The organism is Brevibacterium aurantiacum (assembly GCF_003932995.1).
Lineage (GTDB): Bacteria > Actinomycetota > Actinomycetes > Actinomycetales > Brevibacteriaceae > Brevibacterium > Brevibacterium aurantiacum.
Map to the genome: position 1 here is coordinate 354,263 of NZ_CP025333.1, position 18,726 is coordinate 372,988.

The window sequence follows — 18,726 nt, forward strand, 5'->3', positions numbered from 1 at the left end:
CGTATGCAGAGTGTTTCATATGTGGACGCTTGTTCATATCGGTTCGACCCTAGCCTGGACAAGAGCCATCGCACCGTTGCAGCTCGCAGTGGTCGATGGTCCACATCAGAAACCGAGAAGGGAAATTCCGATGAAAGCATCATTGGCCACCGAGGTGGGCGGCAAATTCACTACCCACGATATACAGATCGACGACCCCCGAGGGCGCGAAGTGCTCGTCGACGTCAAAGCCTCAGGGCTGTGCCACTCTGACCTCCACCTCATCGACCACGACTACGGAATGCCACTGCCAGCTGTCGGCGGTCACGAGATCTCCGGAGTGGTCAGATCTGTCGCATCCGGGGTGACGAGCATGAAAGTCGGTGACCACGTCGTCGCCTGCCTGATCCCATTCTGCGGTGCCTGTGCCGAGTGCCTGGCTGGCCACAGCACCTTGTGTCTGAACCCTGGCGCCGTCTCTCGTGGGGAAGATGAGAGTCCCCGGATCTCCTTCGCCGATGGGTCTGCGATCGCTCAGTCGGTCAACGTCGGCGGCTTTGCCGAACAGGTGCTTGTGCATGAGAATCAGCTGGCCGTTGTCAATAACGAGATTCCATTCCCCCAGGCCGCACTTCTCGGATGCTCGGTGGTCACGGGTGCCGGTGCTGCGATCAATACCGCTCACATCCGACCCGGCGACACAGTAGCGGTGGTCGGGACCGGCGGAATCGGCCTCAACGCCATCAGCGGTGCCAGGCTCTGCGGTGCCAAGAACGTCATCGCAGTCGATATCGTCGACAGCAAACTTGAAGCGGCGAAGAAGTTCGGCGCCACCGATGTCATCAATTCGGCTGAGACGGATGCAGTGGCTGCCATCCAAGAGCTGACTGGGGGCGTCGACCATGCCTTCGAAGTCATCGGAATCAGTGCCACTCAGCGACAGGTGCAGGAGATGACTCGTCCGGGTGGAACTGCCTACCTCATCGGAATCGCCCCTCCCGGTGCCACCACCTCGTTCGACTCATCTCTGGCTGATCTGTTCGCGCAGAGGAGCCTGCAGGCCGTGCTGATGGGCTCGACCAACGTCAAACGAGATATAGCGCTGTACGCGGACATGTACGTCCAAGGTCGATTCGAACTCGATGGCCTGGTCACCCGCGAGATCTCTCTGAGCGAGATCAATGAAGGCTACGAGATGCTGAAGAAGGGCGAAGTCATCCGCTCCATCATCACCTCATTCTGAGGCGAATCGAGAGTGTTTTTCGGACGTTACACGAACACAGACTGGCCAGCAGGGCCGGTCGGAGAGAGGTCATCATGAGTCCAACAATTGAGACCCGAACGACGGTCCAGTCACCCCAGATCAGCAAGTTCCTCAAGCAGCCTCAGAAGATGCTGATCAACGGCGAATGGTGTGACTCCGTTTCCGGGCAAACCTTCACCACCTATGATCCCGCCACCGGGGACGTCCTCGCTGAGGTTCCGCGAGGAGGACCGGAAGACATCGACCATGCGGTCAAAGCGGCCCGCACCGCCTTCGAGGAAACCTCTTGGGCTCGGCTGCGGCCCAATCTGCGCGAAGATCTGCTGTGGCGGATCTCCCAAGCGATCGTGGAACGAGTAGAAGATTTCGCGGAATTGGAATCCCTGGACAACGGCAAACCGATCGGCATCGCCCATGCCTTCGACGTGCGCGCCGCCGCAGACTGCTTCCGCTACTATGCAGGGTGGCCGTCGAAGATCCAAGGAGCAACGAACAACCCCTCCATGCTGTTGGCTCCGACCGAAGTCGAATTTCATTCCTATACTCGGCGTGAGCCTGTTGGGGTCTGCGGTCAGATCATTCCGTGGAACTTCCCGTTGCTCATGGCCGCGTGGAAGATCGCTCCCGCGCTCGCCACTGGTAACACTCTCGTCCTCAAGCCGGCAGAGCAGACACCGCTGACAGCTTTGCTCCTCGGCCAGATCATGGTTGAGGCCGGTGTCCCTGCTGGAGTCGTCAACATCGTCACCGGGTACGGGGACGCAGGAGCTGCACTGTCGGGTCACGAGGATGTAGACAAAATGGCATTCACCGGCTCGACCGAGGTCGGAAAGAAGATCGTCAACGCAGCTTCAGGCAATCTTAAGAAGGTGTCGCTCGAGCTCGGAGGCAAATCTCCGAACATTGTCTTCGAAGACGCGGACATCCCCAGCGCTGTGGGTGGGGTCCTACAAGGCTTCACGCTGAACTCGGGCCAGGCGTGTGAAGCCGGTACCCGAGTCTATGTGCACGAAAAGATCTATGACGAGTTCAACCAAGCCCTGGCCGAACAGGTGCGGACCTTGAAGGTAGGCCCGGGCAACGATCCCGAATCTGCGATCACTCCGCTGGTGTCGGAAGAACAGCTGAACAGGGTTGTCGGCTACCTCAATGCGGGTAAGGAAGAGGGAGCGCACGCGTTGGTGGGCGGCAATCGCCACGGCGATTCAGGCTACTTCGTGGAACCGACTGTCTTCACGGACACGACCGAAGACATGTCGATCGTGCGAGAAGAGATCTTCGGGCCGGTTGCTGTCTCAATTCCTTTCTCCGACGAGAGCGAAGTGATCAAGGCTGCCAACAAGAGCGAATACGGACTGGCGGCGGGACTGTGGACCACAGACCTCAGCCGGGCACATCGAGTCGCAAGCAGGTTGAATGCCGGCTCGGTGTGGGTCAATACCTACCATGCACTCGATAGTGCACTTCCGTTCGGCGGGTTCCACCAGTCGGGTTGGGGACGTGAGCTCGGGCCTGAGAGCATTGAGCTCTATACACAGGTGAAGTCTGTGACTATGGCGCTCTGATTCCGTGCAGCTCCAATGAGACAGGTCCGTTGTCAGGTTCCGCGGTTCACATCGGCACTGTCTTGCTGAGCGCACAATTCGACGCAGAGCCGCCATCGAAAATTCTTCGTTGGCGGCTCTGCGTATGTGATGTCTGCGCCGAAGAATCGGATCGTCAGAATGCAGAGAGCCTGAACCAAGGGACCAACCCTTTACACTCTGGTACGGTGCCGCACCCACACGTTCGGCTCGATGTAGACCGCGTTGCCGTGCTCGATATCGCAGAGCACAGGTGTCAGCGCCCCGGAAACCTCGACCGGTCCCGAGGTATCCATAGGCAGACCGGTCCAGTTCCGCCATTCCTCAAGAGTTCCGGCGATCACCATCGAGCGGTGCGCGATTCCCTCGATCGTCCCGCCGGCGCGAATATGGGTGCGCAGCCAGGGGTCGACGGGCAGCCCGTCCTCCCTCGTGCGATAAGCGTAGGAAGGCATCGGATCGTGGATGTCGTTCTTGCCATTGGGGCGGACCGGAACGACTACCTCGGCGAATCCCTGGTCCTTTGCATGCTGTCGTAACGCGTCGAGGATCCTGCCGGACAACCCCAGCCCTTGTTTGTCAGATCGTACGAAGATCTCGAGCGCGGCCAACATGTTCGGCACCTCACCTAGGACCTTCGTCTGGATTCCGCGTCGGATCGCCCCGTCCCATCCGTCTTCTGGCAGGCGCTCACCTTGGAAAAGCAAGGGGATCGCATGTGCCTTGCCCACGATCCCGTCCGCCGAGGTGTGGGCGATGACTAGGTGATCGGCGAACTGGGCGAGAATGTCCCGATGATAGTAGAGGTTGCCGAGAGGATCGTGCCGGATAAATTCCGGCCACGTATTCTCCAGGTTGAGGAGCTCGTCTTTGAGGTCCGGGCGCTGAGCCAAGGTGGAAACTGTGAGATTCATGGTCGCCAGTCTAGGCAGCCTTCCAAAAGCGTTCCTCGGCATCGACCTGTGGTTCCTGGTCGTTGGGCGAAGCGGATTGGCCCTGAACTGACTGTCCGGTCGCCGCTGACATTCGAGGTTACGGTGATCTATCGTGAGGGAAGAGACGAAGATCGGGCGGTGTGAGTACACCGCTCACCAGGACCGTCATCCCACCCGTTTGAAGGAGCCGACAATGAAGACCGCTCAACGCCTTGGCAATCTGGGCACCGAGACCTCGTTCCGGGTCGCCCAGGACGCCGCCGAATGGAAAGCCCGCGGCAATGAGGTCTATCCCTTCCACCTCGGCGATCTCAATTTCCCCATGGCGCCCCACATCGTCGAGGCGATGGACAAGGCGATCCGGGACGGCAAGACCGGCTACTGCCCCGGCCCCGGAATTCCGGAGCTGCGCGCGGCACTGGCTGACGATATCGGGAAACGACGTGGCGTGACGATCGACCCCGCCGAGGTGGTCGTCACGACCGGTGGCAAGCCGGTGATCACGAAATTCCTCCAGGTCGTCATGGACCCCGGCGACGGCGTCCTCTACCCCAGCCCCGGGTTCCCAATCTACGAATCCCAGATCGAGTACCTCGGCGGAAACGCGCTTCCCTACCGGTATGTGCCCACCGCCGACGGGTTCGCCATCGACCTCGACCACCTGCGGGCCTCCATCGATGACAAGACCGTAGCCATCATCTACAACGACCTGCAGAACCCGATCTCGGCGGAATCGACCGAGGCCGAACGCGAAGCAATTGCAGCGATCGCACAGGAGTTCGACCTCTGGGTCCTCTCTGACGAGGCCTATTTCGAGATGCGCTACAAGGGTCGGTCGAAGTCCATCGCCGCACTTGAGGGCATGCGTGAGCGCACCGTCATCCTCTACACATTCAGCAAGAAATTCGCGATGACCGGGTCACGGTTGGGCTGCGCGGTCGCCCCGCGTGAGATCGCCGAGGTGATTTCGACGCTGAACACCAACGACGAATCGTGCACCACTCACTACGTCCAATGGGCAGGCATCGCCGCTCTGCAGGGACCGCAGGACGAAGTTGGTCGGATGCTCGAGGTGCTGCGCAAACGTCGCGACGCCACATGCTCGATCATCAACTCAATCCCAGGCATGAGCGTGGCCGTTCCCGGCTCGACGTTCTATGTATTCCCTGATGTCACCGAGGCGATGGAAGCCAAGGGGATCGCGACGTTGTCCGAGTTCTCCACCGAAGCCCTGCACAACACGGGAGTCTCCTTCTGCACCCGCGAGCACTTCGGCAGACGGCAGGACTGGGAAGACCGGAGTTACATCCGCCTCGCCTACTCGGGCATCGGCGAGAACGACATCACCGAGGGCCTGGGTAAGCTGCGCGACTGGCTGGCGCAGGGGTAAGGGCCGGAGCGAGGAGTCCTCGCTCCTGTCTCTGCTCGAGGCGCAACACCGCAGGCGCAACAGCCGGGCGCTGCAGCGGGTGCAGCAATGCCGGCGCTCCAGCGGGCGCATCAGCGCAGGCGCACGGCGTGTGTGCACGGGGTGTGCGCACGGCGCACGGCGTCCCGGGCCTTCCCGCAATCCGTCATAGTGGACTCGCGTGCGAAAAATCGCCTTGGGTCGAACGCGCGTCCACTATGACGGGGGTCTGCAGTCCACTATGACGGGGGTCTGCAGTCCACTATGACGGGGGTCTGCAGTACGCAGTGATATGGGCGAGGCCCGTCGTCGGCCGGGTTCTGCGAGATCTGCTCAGTCCGCGGGTTCCGGCTCAACTTCCCGGCCCTTGATGAACGGAGACTCCTCGGGCTCGGGGTGGCGCAGCCTTTGGACTCCGATGATGAGGAGACCCAGGGCAACAGCGCCGATCGCTGCCCATACGTTGGTGCGCAGGCCGAGGACGACGAAGCTGGGGTCGAGACGGATGGACTCCCACACGATGCGGCCGGCGCCGTACCAGACGAGATACATGCCGAAGAGGCGTCCCCACTGGAAGAACACGTGGCGTCCCAGCCACATCAGGACCAGCGCGCCCAGGCTGTTCCACACCACTTCGTAGAGGAACGTGGGGTGGAAGAGAGTGTCGACGGGCAGTCCTGGAGGGAAGGCCGAATTGTTCGGATCGATCTCCAGACCCCAGGGCAGAGTCGTCGGCTGACCGAAAAGCTCCTGGTTGAACCAGTTGCCGAATCGTCCGCAGGCCTGGGCGAGAATCAGCCCGGGGGCGATGGCATCGAGGAGCGTTGAGAGTCTGATGTTGAGCCGGCGACACATGATCAGCGCGCCCAGGGTGCCGCCGATCAGCGAACCGAAGATGGCGATTCCGCCCTCCCAGATCGCCCACACGGAACCGGGCTCGAAAGGGTTCCACGGATTGCGCCCAGGGCCGAAGTAGTCCGTGTAATGGGTGATGACGTGATAGATCCGTGCGCCGACGATGGCCATGGGGACGGCCAAGGTCGCAATGTCGAGGACCTCCCAATCGGGCACGCCGCGCTTGACCAGCCGGTGGTTGGTCAGCACGATGGCGATGACGATGCCGGCGAGGATGCACAGCGCGTAGAAGTGGATCGTCAGGGGGCCCAAGTGGAAGCTGGAGACGCTCGGACTCGGGATGGAGGCCAGAATGTCGTGGGGCAGCGTGGGCAGGTCATCGACCGCAAGGTTGGCAAGCACGATGCAAGTCTATTTCCTCGACCCCCTGAAGAGACATTCCATTGGCCGTGCACCGATTGAGAGGTGTCTGTGCCGTCGAGTGGGATGATTGCGTCTATGGCCCTCGACTTCACTCTCGTCCAACTCCGGTACTTCCAAGAAGTTGCCCGCAGGGAGAACATGACCGAGGCGGCCAAGCATCTCAACGTCACCCAGTCGGCGATCTCGACGGCCATGGCCCAGCTCGAGCGGACCCTGGGCATCGACCTGTTCATCCGCCAGAAGAATCGTTCCGTGGTGCTCTCACCCGCAGGCAGACGCTTCCTCTTCGAGGTCAATCCATTCCTCGAATCCTCCGACGCTCTGGGAGAGACCGCGCACGGACTGGCCCAGTCGCTGAGCGGCAATCTCACGGTCGGGGTCTTCTCGCCCATCGCCCCGACCCGACTGCCGCTCATCCACGCGGAGTTCGAGAAACGCTACCCCGACGTGAGAGTCAATTACTTCGAAGCCGACCTCCATGAACTGCACACCGCGGTCATCGCCGGGGAATGTGATATCGCACTGACCTACACGCTGGGACTGACCGAACGCTTCGATACCTACCTCATCGACGTCGTCCGGCCGCACGCCCTCGTCTCCCTGGAGCACCGCCTCGGCGGGGGAGCTGATGGGCCGCGACCCATCCATCTGAGCGAGCTGGCAGAGGAGAACTACATCCAGCTCGATCTTCCGTTCTCACGGCAGTACTACGACGAGCTCTTCCGCATCGCCGGGATCGCTCCGAACGTGCGACACAGCTTCGCCGGCTACGAGACCGTGCGATCCTTCGTCGCGATGGGGCACGGGTATTCGCTGCTGAGCCAGTCCGTGTCCTCGGGAACCTACATCGGATCGAAGACCGTCGACGTGCCGCTGCTCGATGACTTCCCCAGCATCGACCTCGCCATGATCTGGCCCAAAGACGTGCGCCTGAGCAGACGGGCCCGCGCATTCAGCGAACTGACGCGGGAGATCCTCGGTTCGAATGAGAGCGAAGAGCCACTCATAGATTGAATTGATCCCGGGCTTAGAAAGTATCTGTTGGACTGATGGCGTGGTCCAGGTAACAATTGTTCCCACACTTACGGATACGGCGAGGGAGAACTCATGGCCGCAACACAACCGGTGGCGACGACGTCACGGGAACCGACCGGCAAGTCAACGAGTATGCAGAAGAAGGTGCTCGTCGGCGGCAGCATCGGCCAGTTCGTCGAGTTCTACGACTTCACGCTCTACGGCCTCTCGGCCGTCATCCTCTCCGAATACTTCTTCCCCGACGGCGACAAAGTCACCGGACTGCTCGTCATCTTCGCCACCTTCGGCGTCGCCTTCGTCATGCGCCCCCTGGGCGGGCTGTTCTTCGGTGCCCTCGGTGACAAGGTCGGCAGGCGCAAGACGCTGACGGTCACGATCTTCCTCGTCGGCATCTGCACCGCTCTCATCGGCATCCTGCCCGGCTTCGACCAGATCGGCTGGTTCGCGCCCATCCTGCTCATCCTCGCCCGACTGGGCCAGGGCTTCTCCGCCGGCGGCGAATCGGTCGGCGGACCCTCCTTCGTCTACGAACACGCACCGGTGGGCAAGCGCGGACTGTGGATCAACATCACCCTCGCCGCCACCGCACTGCCCTCTGTCTTCGCCGGCGGCCTCATCCTGCTGCTCTCGACTGTGATGAGCGACGCGTCCTTCGACTCCTGGGGCTGGCGCATTCCCTTCCTCTTGGCTCTGCCGCTCTCGGCCGTCGGTCTCTGGATCCGCTCGCGCACCGACGAGTCCGATCTGTTCAAGAAGACCGCGGCCGAACGCCCCAAGGAGTTCAGCCCGATCCGCGACTCCTTCCGCGAGAACTCGGTGGGCATGCTTCAGGTCTTCTTCGTCCTCGGACTCACCGCCCTGGGCTTCTACATGCTCTCGGCCTACTTCGTCACCTACATCCAGACCACCGGCGACCTCACCCGCGAACAATCACTGCTGACGAATGCCATCGCCATGGCCAGTTACACGATCTTCCTTCCCATCGCCGGAGCCATCGGCGACAGAGTCGGACGCAAACCCATGCTCATCGCCGGCTCCATCCTCCTGGCCATCACATCGATCCCCGCATTCGGCCTGGTCACCAGCGGCAACATGGGCCTGGCGTTCCTCGGACAGACGATCTTCGTCATCTCCCTGTGCTGCTACGGCGGAGGCTGCTACACCTTCTTCTGTGAGCGCTTCTCCACGAAGACCCGTTTCACCTCGGCAGCGATCAGCTACAACATCTCCTACGCCATCCTCGGCGGAACCGCTCCGTTCGTCGGCACCTGGCTCGTCGACATCACCGGCGTCAACACCGCACCAGGGTTCTACATGACCATCTGCGCGGTGATCGTCCTCGTCCTCATCTTCGTCACCCGCCTCCCCGAGACCCGGGGCCGGCTGGGGTGACCGCCGGGCCACCTCGGCGATCCGAATCCCACTTCAGCACCAGACTCGCAAGAGAAAGAGACGCACCATGACCACAGCATCCCCCGGAACTTCGACCGCAGCCTCATCGTCTGCGGCAGCGTCCAGCGACGCTGCCTTCCTCACCTACTTCCACCACGTCGCCACATTCGGCGCCACCGACAACGACGGCGTCGACCGGCAGGCACTGACTCTCGAGGACAAGCAGAGCCGTGACTGGATGCGCGGCTGGGCCGAAGGCAACGGCTTCGAGGTTCGCGTGGATGCGATCGGCAACATGTTCGCCTGCCTCGAACTCGTCCCCGACGCCCCCTACGTCCTCATCGGTTCACACCTGGACTCCCAGCCTCTGGGCGGTCGCTTCGACGGTGCCTACGGAGTCATCGCAGCCCTCTTCGCAGCCCTGCGGGTCAAAGAGAACGTCGCCGAATCCGGGCAGAAGCCCCGATTCAATATCGCCGTGGTCAACTGGTTCAACGAGGAAGGCGGACGCTTCGCCCCGTCCATCATGGGCAGCTCCGTCTACGCCGGACTCTTCGACCTCGACGAGATGCTCGCCGTCCAAGACCTCGAAGGCACGTCAGTCGCCGAGGCGCTCGCCGCAATCGGCTACAACGGCACCGACGCCCCACCCGAGGCGATCTCTTACGCGGAGATCCACATCGAACAGGGCCGCATACTCGAGCGTGAGGCCACGAACATCGGCGTCGTCGAATCCAGCTGGTACACGCAGAAGCTCGACATCGACGTCCTCGGCGAACAGTCCCACACCGGCGCCACCGCCATGGCCGATCGCCACGACGCCCTCGTCGCAGGCGCAAAGATCGTCCTCGCCGTCGCCGACGTGGTCAACGAGTTCGCCGACGAAGCACTCGTGTCCTCGGTCGGCCAGCACGTCGTCGAACCCAACTCACCCATCGTCGTCCCCCGCCGCGTGCACATGGTCGCCGACCTCCGGTCCTCCGATCCGGACATCGTCAAGGCCGCCCGGGATACCCTGCACCAGCAGATCGCGAGCATCGCCCTGGAGCATGACATCACGATTAAGGTTGAGGACTTCGACGTCCGCGGCAAGCTCTATTTCCCGGAGACCGGTGTCGAGCTGGCTGAGAAGGCCGTGGCCAATGAGGGGCTGTCGATCCGTCGCCTCGAGACCATGGCCGGCCACGACTCTGTGGCCATGAACCACAGGGTGCCCGCCGTGATGATGTTCGTGCCCAGCGTCGACGGCGTCTCCCACTGCGAACGCGAGTTCACTACGGACGAGGACATGATCCGCGGCCTCGGCGTCCTCACCAACGTCGCCACGGAGTTGGTCAACGGTGAACTCAGTGAGGACCGCGAGGGTGAAGTGTGGGTCGGGAAATCCGTCGCCGAGGCACGCGCATGACCAACAGCGAACCCTGGGCACTGTCCGCGAGCGAGGCACTGACGAAGTTTCGGTCGACGGAACTCTCCCCGGTCGAATACCTCACCTCCCAGATCGGAAGGATCACGTCCGAGGACGAGCGCATCAATGCGGTCACGGAGGTCGTGGAGGAGGCGGTCACCTCGGCGAGGGAGGCCGAAGGCTTCTACGCACACGCATCGAATGATGAGCTCACCGAGGCGGCCGCCGCCCGGCCATTGCTCGGCCTGCCCGTGATCGCCAAGGAGAAGCACGCGATCGCCGGGCGGACGCTGAGCCAGGGGCTCATCCACGAACGCGACACCGTGGCCGGAGCAGACGGGGCGATCATCGCCCGCATCCGCGCAGCCGGAGGGTTCGTCCATGCCCGAGCGACCTCGCCGGAACTCAGCTGCGCGACGGTCACCCATTCCCCGATGTGGGGCGTGACCCGCAATCCGTGGAACCCTGAACTCTCACCCGGCGGGTCCTCGGGCGGCTCGGGCGCGGCGCTGGCGGCGGGCTTCGCGCCCCTGGCCACAGCCTCGGACATCGCCGGATCGACCCGGCTGCCCGCCGCGTTCACCGGCACCGTCGGATTCAAGGCACCCTATGGTCGGATTCCCGGCGTCCAGCCCTTGGCCGCCGACTGGTACCGCGGGGACGGACCGATGGCGCGCACCGTCGCCGACACCGCTCTGCTTGCCCGGGTGATGGTCGGCGTCGATCCCAGCGACCACGCCACCATCACCTCACCCGGTTTCCTCGACGGCTTCGATGCCACCTCCGCCGAGGTGGTCGAAGGGTTGAAGGGGAAGCGGATCGCTCTCTGCCTGCGCCTGGGTGACTTCCCCGTCGGTGAGGACATCATCGCCAATACCCGGGCGGTCGCCTCGGCGCTCGAGGCTGCGGGGGCAATTGTCGAAGAGGTCGAACTGCCGTGGACGGCGGAGCGGATCTTCGAAACCGCGTTCACGCACTTCGGCAATATCCTCGCCCCCGCGATGCGGGCCGCGACGCGCGGGCACGAGGACACGCTGGCCGACTACACGCTCCAGATCATGGCCGACGCCGAGGCGGTCGCCAGCCGTCATACGTTCTACGAAGGGCTGGCCGCTGAGGCGCAGATCCAGGCGGAACTTGCGACCGCAATGGAGAGATTCGATGTCCTCCTGGCCCCCACCTCGGCGGTGGCAGGACTCGAAGCCGATGCCAGCTACCTCGACGGGATCACGATCGACTCGAACGGTGTGGGCCGGGAAGAAGTCGGTGCTGGTAATGGCGCTGGCGGCGACGGCGGGGGAGTGCGGCTCGAGCACTATTGGCAGTCGCACATGACGATGCCCTTCAACATCTGCAACCGGGTGCCGATCGTCAACGTGCCCTCCGGCATGGCCGACTGCGGAATCCCGACGGGCCTACAGGTCATCGCCCATCCCTTCGACGACCGCACGGCCTTCGACGTCGCCGCTGCAGTCGAGCAGCTGGTGCCGTGGACGGGGATCGCACCGGGGTGATTGCTTGCCACGGCTGAGCAGCATGTCGTCTGACACGTCGCTCAGCCTTCTGGCACGATGAGGAGCGTGGGCGAAACCAACGGAGCGCAAGGGGAGCAGGGTTCAATGCAGAGCCTCGAACAGACACTGGCTGCAGTCGAAGGAATCGGTCGAGACCTCAATGCCGTCACCTCGGTGATGGGCGATCGCGCACGCACCCTTGAGAAGAAGTCAGCGGAGCGTGCCGCTGCCGGTGGAGAAGCACGAGCTCTCGAGGGCATTCCCTTCGCGGTCAAGGACGTCATCGATGTGGCTGGATTCCCCACGACGATGGGGTCGAACGTCAGCAGTGGACCCGACCCGAGTGCATCGGCTCCGGTGGTGAGTCTCTTGGAGCGCGCCGGTGCGCTGCCGGTGGTGAAGACGAACTGTCAGGAGTACTCCTACGGCATCCTCGGTGATGAGAGTGCTTTCGGGCGAGTCATCAACCCGGTTGACCCCGCGCTGTGCACCGGTGGGTCAAGCTCGGGGTCGGCAGCTCTCGTTGCTGCCGGAGTGGTGCCGTTGGCGCTGGGAACTGACACCGCAGGTTCCGTGAGAGTGCCCGCCGCCTGTCAGGGCGTCATCGGGTTCAAACCGACCTTCGGCACAGTCTCGGCCGAAGGGGTCTTCCCACTGTCGCCGTCCTTCGACACGGTGGGCCTGTTCGCACGAGACCTGCCGCTGCTCACCGCAGCCTTCAGGGTGATCTCTGGGAATGGGGCGGATGCAAGTCCTGCAGTCTCCTCACCTGCAGAGACGCCGAGGATCGACCTGAGCCTACTCAACGCGGCAGACGAATCGGCCGCGGGGGTACGAGCGTGGGCGAGCGAACATCTCAGTGGATCGGGGAAGGCAACGACCACCTCGGCGAACGTCGATTATCTGACGGAGCTCATTGAGCGGGGGATCGACTTCTATGACATTGTGCGCCGCTATGAAGCCTATGTTCTGCACAAGCAGTTCCTGGATGACCAGGGCGAGCAATACCAGCCAGGCGTCTGGGCGAAGATCCTATCGGGCCAGAACATCACCGAGGCCGAGTATCAGTCCAATGTGGCTTCCTTGGAAGAACTTCGGGCTACCGCCGAATCGTTCTTCGACGACGTTGACTTCATCATCACGCCTGCCATGGACGGTGAAGTGGCTGCGTGGGATGAGCTCGGACCGGAGTCTGCCGCGAAATTCATGCGCTACTCCTTGCCTTTCAACGTTCTCGGGTGGCCGGCAGTGACGTTGCCGATCGGAGCAACCGTGGGGGAGGCCCAGAGCCGCATGGCAGCTGGGGCCAACTCACCTGGGTCGGCCAAGCAGGCGAAACCCGAGTCGGTGCAGATCGTCGGCCCACCGCGCAGTGATGAGAAGCTGCTCGAATTCGTCTCTAGGCTCTGATCGGGTCTCGGCTACGCTGAAGACAAATTCAGCAGCCACGAACGAAGCGGAGCCGCCCCGTCATGAGGCCCACGCACAGCCAGATGATCACGATCACCGACGATATGCGGGCGAACGTGGCGATGGTGCCAGCCCTGGTCGTCGGCCTCGTGCTCGTCCTGGGCCTCGACTTCAACCCGCTCGGCGCGGAGGCAGGGCAGCTGGGGGATGTCGTTGAAAAGCTCATCGCGATTTTCCTCTTCGCATGGCCGATCTTCGCGCTGATCTATCTGCTGTGGACTCACGCCGGGCTGCACGAGCTCGACGAAACCGAGCTCATAGTGCACTCGCGCTGGGCGCTGGCTCGCAAGCGGCGCTGGTGGTCGCGATACTTCAGCAACGGCGGGGCCGTGTCATGGGCGACTTTGGCTGCGTACGTCGCGATCGTGCTCAACATCTACCTCGTCACCATGGGCTCGGACGGGAGCATCGTCCTATCCGTGATTCTCGGGCTGGCGAACGTGGTCGCTTCGTGGTCGGTCATGGTGTACTCGTTTGCTCTGGAGTTCATGCGACTCGACCTCGGCGGAGGGGGAAGCCTCGGCGCCAGGCAACTCGAGTTCGACATGCCGGAAGAGCGGGCATTCGGTGACTATCTGACGTTCGCGGTGCTGTCCTCGACGATGACGGCAGCTCTGCCAGGGCGAGCAATCACCCGCGAGGGATGGAAGATGGTGCGCAGCAATGTCATTGTCGCCTTCGTCTTCAACTCGGTCGTCGTGGCGACGCTGGTGTCGATGTTCCTGTCCTACCTCAAGATCTGAGGAGTGTCTGACCGGCGCGGTCAGGCGAAGCGGTGCCTACCGACAAGTGCAGCGCACAACGAAAAGTGCGGTGCCGCCTGCTTAGTGAACAGGCGGCACCGCACTTCATGGTGTTGGTCTTGAGGGTCAGCTCATTGTGCTGTCCTCACAATCTCCAGCAGCTGTCAACGGGTGCCTTGCCGTCGAAGGTGCGATTCGTAAACAACTCGACGCGAGGCAGCGAGGCGATGTAGCCGCCGATGTGCGTCGGGCCGAGATTGCCCTCGAACGCAACCTTGTGGCCGGCGTCGCACCATTTCGAGGCCAGTTCTTTGCCCAGTTCGAAGGGCACGACGTCATCGAGGCGGCTGTGGTTGACGAGGACCGGGATGTCTGGGATCTCGGCATCTCCCAACCGCTGCTTATCGGCAACATCCATGAACTTCTCTTGGACGAGGTCCTGGAATGAACTTCCGTCCTTCGTCAGAGTGCTCGTGTCGAGGAAGGCGTTCGACAGGACTGCTTCGATCGTGCACTGGTTGGAGGCGCTTTCGACTCTGTCCAGGCCTTCCTGATTGAGGAATTCAGTCAGGTCGACATCTGCCTGATCGGCGAACGAGGAGACTCCGTAGAGCAGGAGTCCTGTCTGCATGCTGGAGAGGCCGGAGACCGTCTTGTAGAGGTCCGTCGGAACGGCACCCGCCGAGGCGGAGGCGAGGCTGAGGTCTGGCGCCCAGTCATCCGCGAGTTCCAATGCCGCGGTCGTGGCATGTCCGCCCTGCGAGTAGCCGCGCAGCTGAAGCTTCGTGTCTTCATTGATGGTGCTGCCTTCGACGTTCTGAACTGCCTTGGCCGCATCGAGGACGGATCGACCTTCCTCCACGCGGTTGAGGTAGCTGTGTGCGCCTTCGGTGCCGAGCCCGACATAGTCGACGACGAGAACCGGACGCTTCGCCGCCAACGCAGAGGTCACGGAGATGCCCTCGTATTCGGTGCCCATTGCCATCTGCCGGCTGGGAGCGCATTTATCGGCGATGCCCTGCGTGCCAGGTGAGATGACGACAGCGTCTTTCGCGTCGCCCTCCGCACCTTCCGGGGTCAGCAGCGTGGCAGTGGCCGCTCGTGCTGTGCCCTTTTCGTCGGTGGTCTTGTACATATACGTCGTGGACTTCGCATTGTGCTCAATGAGCTTGATGGGATCGACGTAGAACTTCGACGGCGTCTGCTTGACCACGCCGCCGTTCTCCTCCGGCAACTGGTCCGGCGTCTGGTAGAAGTCCTCGGGGACGCCGGAGTCGGGAAGGTCTTCGAGCGCTGCTGCGTACTCGACATCAGCAGTGGAGATCTCATCCGACTTGTCGACGGCTGCCTTCGCATCCTCGACGCTGACGCTCTCTGGGACATTGCTTCTGTTCAGGGAGTCCGAGTCTTCGGCCTGCCTGTCCTCGATCATGCTCTTGGCTTCGTCTTCGCTCTGCGGGACCAAAGATTGTGCCTGGGCGGGTGCCGACACTGTGCCAAGTGCGAGTGTCAGCCCGGTGATGGTGGCAGCGCTCAGCATTGCGAAGCGTCGTGCGTGTGGAAGCGTTCTATGACGGGACGTGCCCATATGTGTCTGGTCCTGTTCTGTCATGTGTCTCGGCATTGAGAATGCGCGAACAGTTGTGGTGTCGCCGACCGACGGGACAAGTGTGCCCGTCCTTCCGATCGTCTCTGATGCAAGGCCTGTATGGTGACAGGCATCACAATCCTACTCGAGGGTAGAACTTATCAGTAACATTTCTTATCGGTCAATCGAGAAGCGCGAATGTGCAGGTGGGCCAGTCGCCGGGTGATACCTGTCGGCAGACATTTCAAGTCAGGCTGAGTAGGTTGCAACCTACTCAGCCTGACTTGAAATGTGCATTTTCCGCATGCACTCGCGATGTTCCCGCTGCTGCGGTGACTCCAGCTTTAGCCTCGGCTGCGCTGGGCGTCCAGTGCCTCCACATCCGGGTAGATGGTCTCCGAAGGGGCAACGCTGCGGTTGCGGAGCATGAAGAAGTAGAGGAGGAATGTCACCACGATGCCGACGATCCACGAGATATCTGCGCCGCCGAGCTTCTCGACCATGGGTCCGGTGTAGAAGGACTGGGCGAGGAACGGAATCTGCACAACGACACCGACTCCATAGGCCACCAAGGCTCGCCAGTTCCACTTGCCGTAGCGACCCTTGAGGTCGTAGAAGGCGGGGATGTCGAAGCGGTCCTTTGATATCAGGTAGAAGTCGGTGAGGTTGATGATGCTCCATGGAGTGAAGACCATGAGCAGGGCGAGGACGAAGTTCTTGAAGTTCGCGAGGAAGTCCTCCGACGCCAACAGCGCCACAAGCACGGTCAGGGTGACGATGCCGATGACGAAGACCGCACGCGTCCAGCGACGGATGTTCGTCTTCTCCCCGAAAGAGGTGAGGATCGTCAGCGTGCACATGAACGCACCGTAGGCGTTGAGCGTGTTGACGGTGAGCTTGCCCAGCAGGATGACGATGAAGATGAGGAGCGCGTAGACGCCTCCGCCGACGATGTCACCGACGAAGCCGACCTGGTTCTCGACGAATGAGTTTCCGGTCTCGGTCATTGCGGCAGCGCCGATGAGGGCGCCCAAAGTCATGGACCACTGTGACCCGATGACCGAGCCGCCGAAGGTGAACCAGAAGGTCTTCGACGCCGGGGTCGAGCGCGGCAGGTAGCGCGAGTAGTCGGCGACGTAAGGGCCGTAGGTCAGCTGCCAGCCCACAGACAGCGCGATCGCTGACAGGAATGCTGGAAACGCGAAGGACGAGTTGGAGATCAGTCCGGGAACGTCGACCTTGGTGAACGCGCAGTAGGTGATGAAGAGGAACCCGAGCAGGCCCGTGACTGAGGAGATCCGGCCGAGCACGTGGATGTACTTGTAGCCCAGCAGGGCGACCGCAGCGGTCAGCGCGCCGAAGATGACGATGCCCACTGCCGGCGTATCGACGCCGATGATGAGGTTGACGGCCTGGCCGGAGAGTACTGCACCGGTCGAGGCGAAGCCGATGTACATGAGCACGACGAGCACCAGCGGAATGATTGCCCCGATGATGCCGAACTGAGCTCTGGAGGAGATCATCTGCGGCAGACCCAGTTGTGGGCCCTGCGCGGAGTGGAGGGCCATGACGATTCCGCCGATGATGTTGCCGATGAGCAGGCCGATGATGGCCCACAGCGCATCGGCACCGAAGACGACGGCGAGTGCTCCGTCGACGATGGCGGTGATCTGGGTATTGGCGCCGAACCACAGCGTGAACTGGGAACGTGCGGTGCCGTGACGTTCATTGTCAGGCACCATTTCGATGGATCGTTTCTCGATCCCCGAATTGGATGAGCTCGCCATGGGTTTCTCCTTAGAATGATGAATCAGACCCAGTCAACACCCGAAATCAGAGCGATACGAGACCTGAGTCACACAAACTGTCCGACATATCGGATCATCGCGGTCGTGGAATGAATAGTGGGGTTCACGGGCGAATCGATCACCCTTGAACCCCGAACTGATCGTATTCCGATGCAGGTTTCGGTTCTGTTTCGACTGATTCAGTTCGACAGCGATCTGGCGATGATCGTGCGCTGGATCTCCGAGGAACCCTCATAGATGCGGTAGATTCTCGCGTCGCGGACATAACGTTCGAGCGGGAAGTCCCGTGTGAAGCCGTACCCGCCATGGATCTGCAGGGCCTCATCGGCGATGAACGCAGCCGCCTCGGAAGCGGCGAGCTTTGCCGTCGCCGAGGACCGGGTGAAGTCCACCTCGGCGTCCCTCTGCTCCGCGGCATCCATGGTCAGCAGCCAGGCCGAGCGGTACTTCGTGTACATGTCCGCGAGCTTGAAGGCGATGCCCTGCAGGCGGTTGAGGGGCTTGCCGTTGATCCTGCGCTCGCCGGCCCAGGCCACGGCCGCGTCGAGTGCGGCCTTGCCGATGCCCAAGCTCATCGCCGCGACTTCGATGCGCCCACGGTCGAGGACGCGCATGGCCGTGGTGAAGCCTTCACCCTCGACGCCGAGGAGAGCGTCGGTGGGCACAATGGTGTCGATGACGAATTCGTAGACCGGGCTGCCGCGCAGGCCCATCGTCTTCTCCGGAGGATTGAAATTCAGCCCGTCACCAGCCGCCTTCGTATCCACGATGAAGGCACTGATCCCCTTGTGCCCGGCCTCGACGTCGGTCTTCGCGTAGACAACGATGAAGTCGGCAAATCCGGCATTGGTGATGAAGCACTTCGTGCCCTTGAGGTGCCAGCCGCCCTCGACCTTCGTCGCGTTCGTCGACATCTCAGCAGGATTGGATCCTGCACCCGGTTCGGTCAGCCCGAACGAGCCGATGACCTCACCGGCGGCGGCGCGGGGAAGCCACTCCTCCCGTTGGGCATCGGTGCCGCCGAGGAGGATCGAATCGGTGGCGAGGAACTGAGCGGTGATGATCGACGCGGTCGAGGCGCACGCCTCGGTGACGGCGGCGACCATCTGACTCATCGCCACGGATCCCACTCCGGGCCCACCGAATTCCTCGGGCAGGTTGAGACCGAGCACCCCCACCTCGGCGAGGGTCTTCAGGGTCTCATCTGAGACGCGCTCGTTTGCGTCCGCGACCGCTGCCTGCGGGACCAGGACGTCCCTGCTGATCTGGGCGACCGCGTCGACGAGATCCTGCTCGTCGGTGCTGATGTCGAAAGCCATGG

14 protein-coding genes are annotated in these 18,726 nt (G+C 62.3%); 9 read left to right on the plus strand and 5 right to left on the minus strand.

Translation table 11 applies throughout. The features are described from left to right. Positions 1-130 precede the first annotated feature (130 nt). A complete protein-coding gene (locus CXR25_RS01655; RefSeq protein ID WP_101557100.1) occupies positions 131-1,222 on the plus strand; it encodes a zinc-binding dehydrogenase in 1,092 nt (363 codons plus the stop codon). Positions 1,223-1,296: 74 nt separating this feature from the next. Beyond that, the gene (locus tag CXR25_RS01660) at positions 1,297-2,808 is read left to right on the plus strand and encodes an aldehyde dehydrogenase family protein (RefSeq protein WP_009883507.1); all 1,512 of its coding nucleotides are present in this window, start codon (positions 1,297-1,299) and stop codon (positions 2,806-2,808) included. A 191-nt stretch (positions 2,809-2,999) separates the two neighbouring features. Here the strand turns inward: CXR25_RS01660 and CXR25_RS01665 are convergent, their stop codons facing one another. Then, on the minus strand, positions 3,000-3,740 hold the full coding sequence (locus CXR25_RS01665) for an N-acetyltransferase (RefSeq protein WP_029417128.1): 741 nt from the start codon (positions 3,738-3,740) through the stop codon (positions 3,000-3,002). A gap of 214 nt (positions 3,741-3,954) precedes the next feature. Between CXR25_RS01665 and CXR25_RS01670 the strand changes: the two genes are divergently transcribed. Beyond that, positions 3,955-5,151 (plus strand): pyridoxal phosphate-dependent aminotransferase, encoded by a 1,197-nt coding sequence (locus CXR25_RS01670; RefSeq protein WP_009883509.1) that lies wholly within the window; start codon positions 3,955-3,957, stop codon positions 5,149-5,151. A gap of 351 nt (positions 5,152-5,502) precedes the next feature. On the opposite strand, the gene lgt is transcribed toward CXR25_RS01670, so the two are convergent. Beyond that, positions 5,503-6,426 carry a prolipoprotein diacylglyceryl transferase gene (gene lgt / locus CXR25_RS01675; RefSeq protein ID WP_009883510.1) on the minus strand — a complete coding sequence of 308 codons (924 nt, stop codon included), beginning with the start codon at positions 6,424-6,426 and terminating at the stop codon, positions 5,503-5,505. Between the two features lie 96 nt (positions 6,427-6,522). Here lgt and CXR25_RS01680 point away from each other — a divergent pair, with 96 nt between their 5' ends. The 6 genes from CXR25_RS01680 to CXR25_RS01705 all read left to right on the plus strand — a co-directional run bounded on the left by CXR25_RS01680 (position 6,523) and on the right by CXR25_RS01705 (position 14,009). Further along, complete coding sequence (locus CXR25_RS01680; protein WP_009883511.1) at positions 6,523-7,461, plus strand: LysR family transcriptional regulator; 939 nt, start codon at positions 6,523-6,525, stop codon at positions 7,459-7,461. 93 nt (positions 7,462-7,554) lie between these two features. Then, positions 7,555-8,874 carry an MFS transporter gene (locus CXR25_RS01685; RefSeq protein WP_069599293.1) on the plus strand — a complete coding sequence of 440 codons (1,320 nt, stop codon included), beginning with the start codon at positions 7,555-7,557 and terminating at the stop codon, positions 8,872-8,874. A gap of 67 nt (positions 8,875-8,941) precedes the next feature. Further along, positions 8,942-10,282: a M20 family metallo-hydrolase gene (locus tag CXR25_RS01690; RefSeq protein ID WP_069599294.1), complete on the plus strand. Its 1,341-nt coding sequence runs from the start codon at positions 8,942-8,944 to the stop codon at positions 10,280-10,282. Then, positions 10,279-11,796 carry an amidase gene (locus CXR25_RS01695; protein WP_125240331.1) on the plus strand — a complete coding sequence of 506 codons (1,518 nt, stop codon included), beginning with the start codon at positions 10,279-10,281 and terminating at the stop codon, positions 11,794-11,796. Before CXR25_RS01690 ends, CXR25_RS01695 begins: the two co-directional genes overlap by 4 nt. A 66-nt stretch (positions 11,797-11,862) precedes the next feature. After that, positions 11,863-13,206: an amidase gene (locus CXR25_RS01700; protein WP_164513921.1), complete on the plus strand. Its 1,344-nt coding sequence runs from the start codon at positions 11,863-11,865 to the stop codon at positions 13,204-13,206. 62 nt (positions 13,207-13,268) lie between these two features. After that, complete coding sequence (locus tag CXR25_RS01705) at positions 13,269-14,009, plus strand: DUF1345 domain-containing protein (protein ID WP_226823967.1); 741 nt, start codon at positions 13,269-13,271, stop codon at positions 14,007-14,009. A gap of 145 nt (positions 14,010-14,154) precedes the next feature. Here the strand turns inward: CXR25_RS01705 and CXR25_RS01710 are convergent, their stop codons facing one another. From CXR25_RS01710 to CXR25_RS01720, 3 genes are all read right to left on the minus strand, one after another. Further along, positions 14,155-15,621, minus strand: a complete 1,467-nt coding sequence (locus tag CXR25_RS01710; RefSeq protein WP_164513922.1) for a lipase family protein — start codon at positions 15,619-15,621, stop codon at positions 14,155-14,157. A gap of 320 nt (positions 15,622-15,941) precedes the next feature. Beyond that, complete coding sequence (locus tag CXR25_RS01715) at positions 15,942-17,384, minus strand: purine-cytosine permease family protein (RefSeq protein ID WP_125240332.1); 1,443 nt, start codon at positions 17,382-17,384, stop codon at positions 15,942-15,944. A gap of 200 nt (positions 17,385-17,584) precedes the next feature. Continuing rightward, the gene (locus CXR25_RS01720; RefSeq protein WP_101598356.1) at positions 17,585-18,724 is read right to left on the minus strand and encodes an acyl-CoA dehydrogenase family protein; all 1,140 of its coding nucleotides are present in this window, start codon (positions 18,722-18,724) and stop codon (positions 17,585-17,587) included. Positions 18,725-18,726 lie beyond the last annotated feature (2 nt).

What these genes read in the sequence shown, in the direction of transcription:
- CXR25_RS01655 (WP_101557100.1), top strand. Translation starts at nt 131, where the DNA reads ATGAAAGCATCATTGGCCACCGAGGTGGGCGGCAAATTCACTACCCAC.
- CXR25_RS01660 (WP_009883507.1), top strand. Translation starts at nt 1,297, where the DNA reads ATGAGTCCAACAATTGAGACCCGAACGACGGTCCAGTCACCCCAGATC.
- CXR25_RS01665 (WP_029417128.1), bottom strand. Translation starts at nt 3,740, where the DNA reads ATGAATCTCACAGTTTCCACCTTGGCTCAGCGCCCGGACCTCAAAGAC.
- CXR25_RS01670 (WP_009883509.1), top strand. Translation starts at nt 3,955, where the DNA reads ATGAAGACCGCTCAACGCCTTGGCAATCTGGGCACCGAGACCTCGTTC.
- CXR25_RS01680 (WP_009883511.1), top strand. Translation starts at nt 6,523, where the DNA reads ATGGCCCTCGACTTCACTCTCGTCCAACTCCGGTACTTCCAAGAAGTT.
- CXR25_RS01685 (WP_069599293.1), top strand. Translation starts at nt 7,555, where the DNA reads ATGGCCGCAACACAACCGGTGGCGACGACGTCACGGGAACCGACCGGC.
- CXR25_RS01690 (WP_069599294.1), top strand. Translation starts at nt 8,942, where the DNA reads ATGACCACAGCATCCCCCGGAACTTCGACCGCAGCCTCATCGTCTGCG.
- CXR25_RS01695 (WP_125240331.1), top strand. Translation starts at nt 10,279, where the DNA reads ATGACCAACAGCGAACCCTGGGCACTGTCCGCGAGCGAGGCACTGACG.
- CXR25_RS01705 (WP_226823967.1), top strand. Translation starts at nt 13,269, where the DNA reads ATGAGGCCCACGCACAGCCAGATGATCACGATCACCGACGATATGCGG.
- CXR25_RS01710 (WP_164513922.1), bottom strand. Translation starts at nt 15,621, where the DNA reads ATGACAGAACAGGACCAGACACATATGGGCACGTCCCGTCATAGAACG.
- CXR25_RS01715 (WP_125240332.1), bottom strand. Translation starts at nt 17,384, where the DNA reads ATGGCGAGCTCATCCAATTCGGGGATCGAGAAACGATCCATCGAAATG.
- CXR25_RS01720 (WP_101598356.1), bottom strand. Translation starts at nt 18,724, where the DNA reads ATGGCTTTCGACATCAGCACCGACGAGCAGGATCTCGTCGACGCGGTC.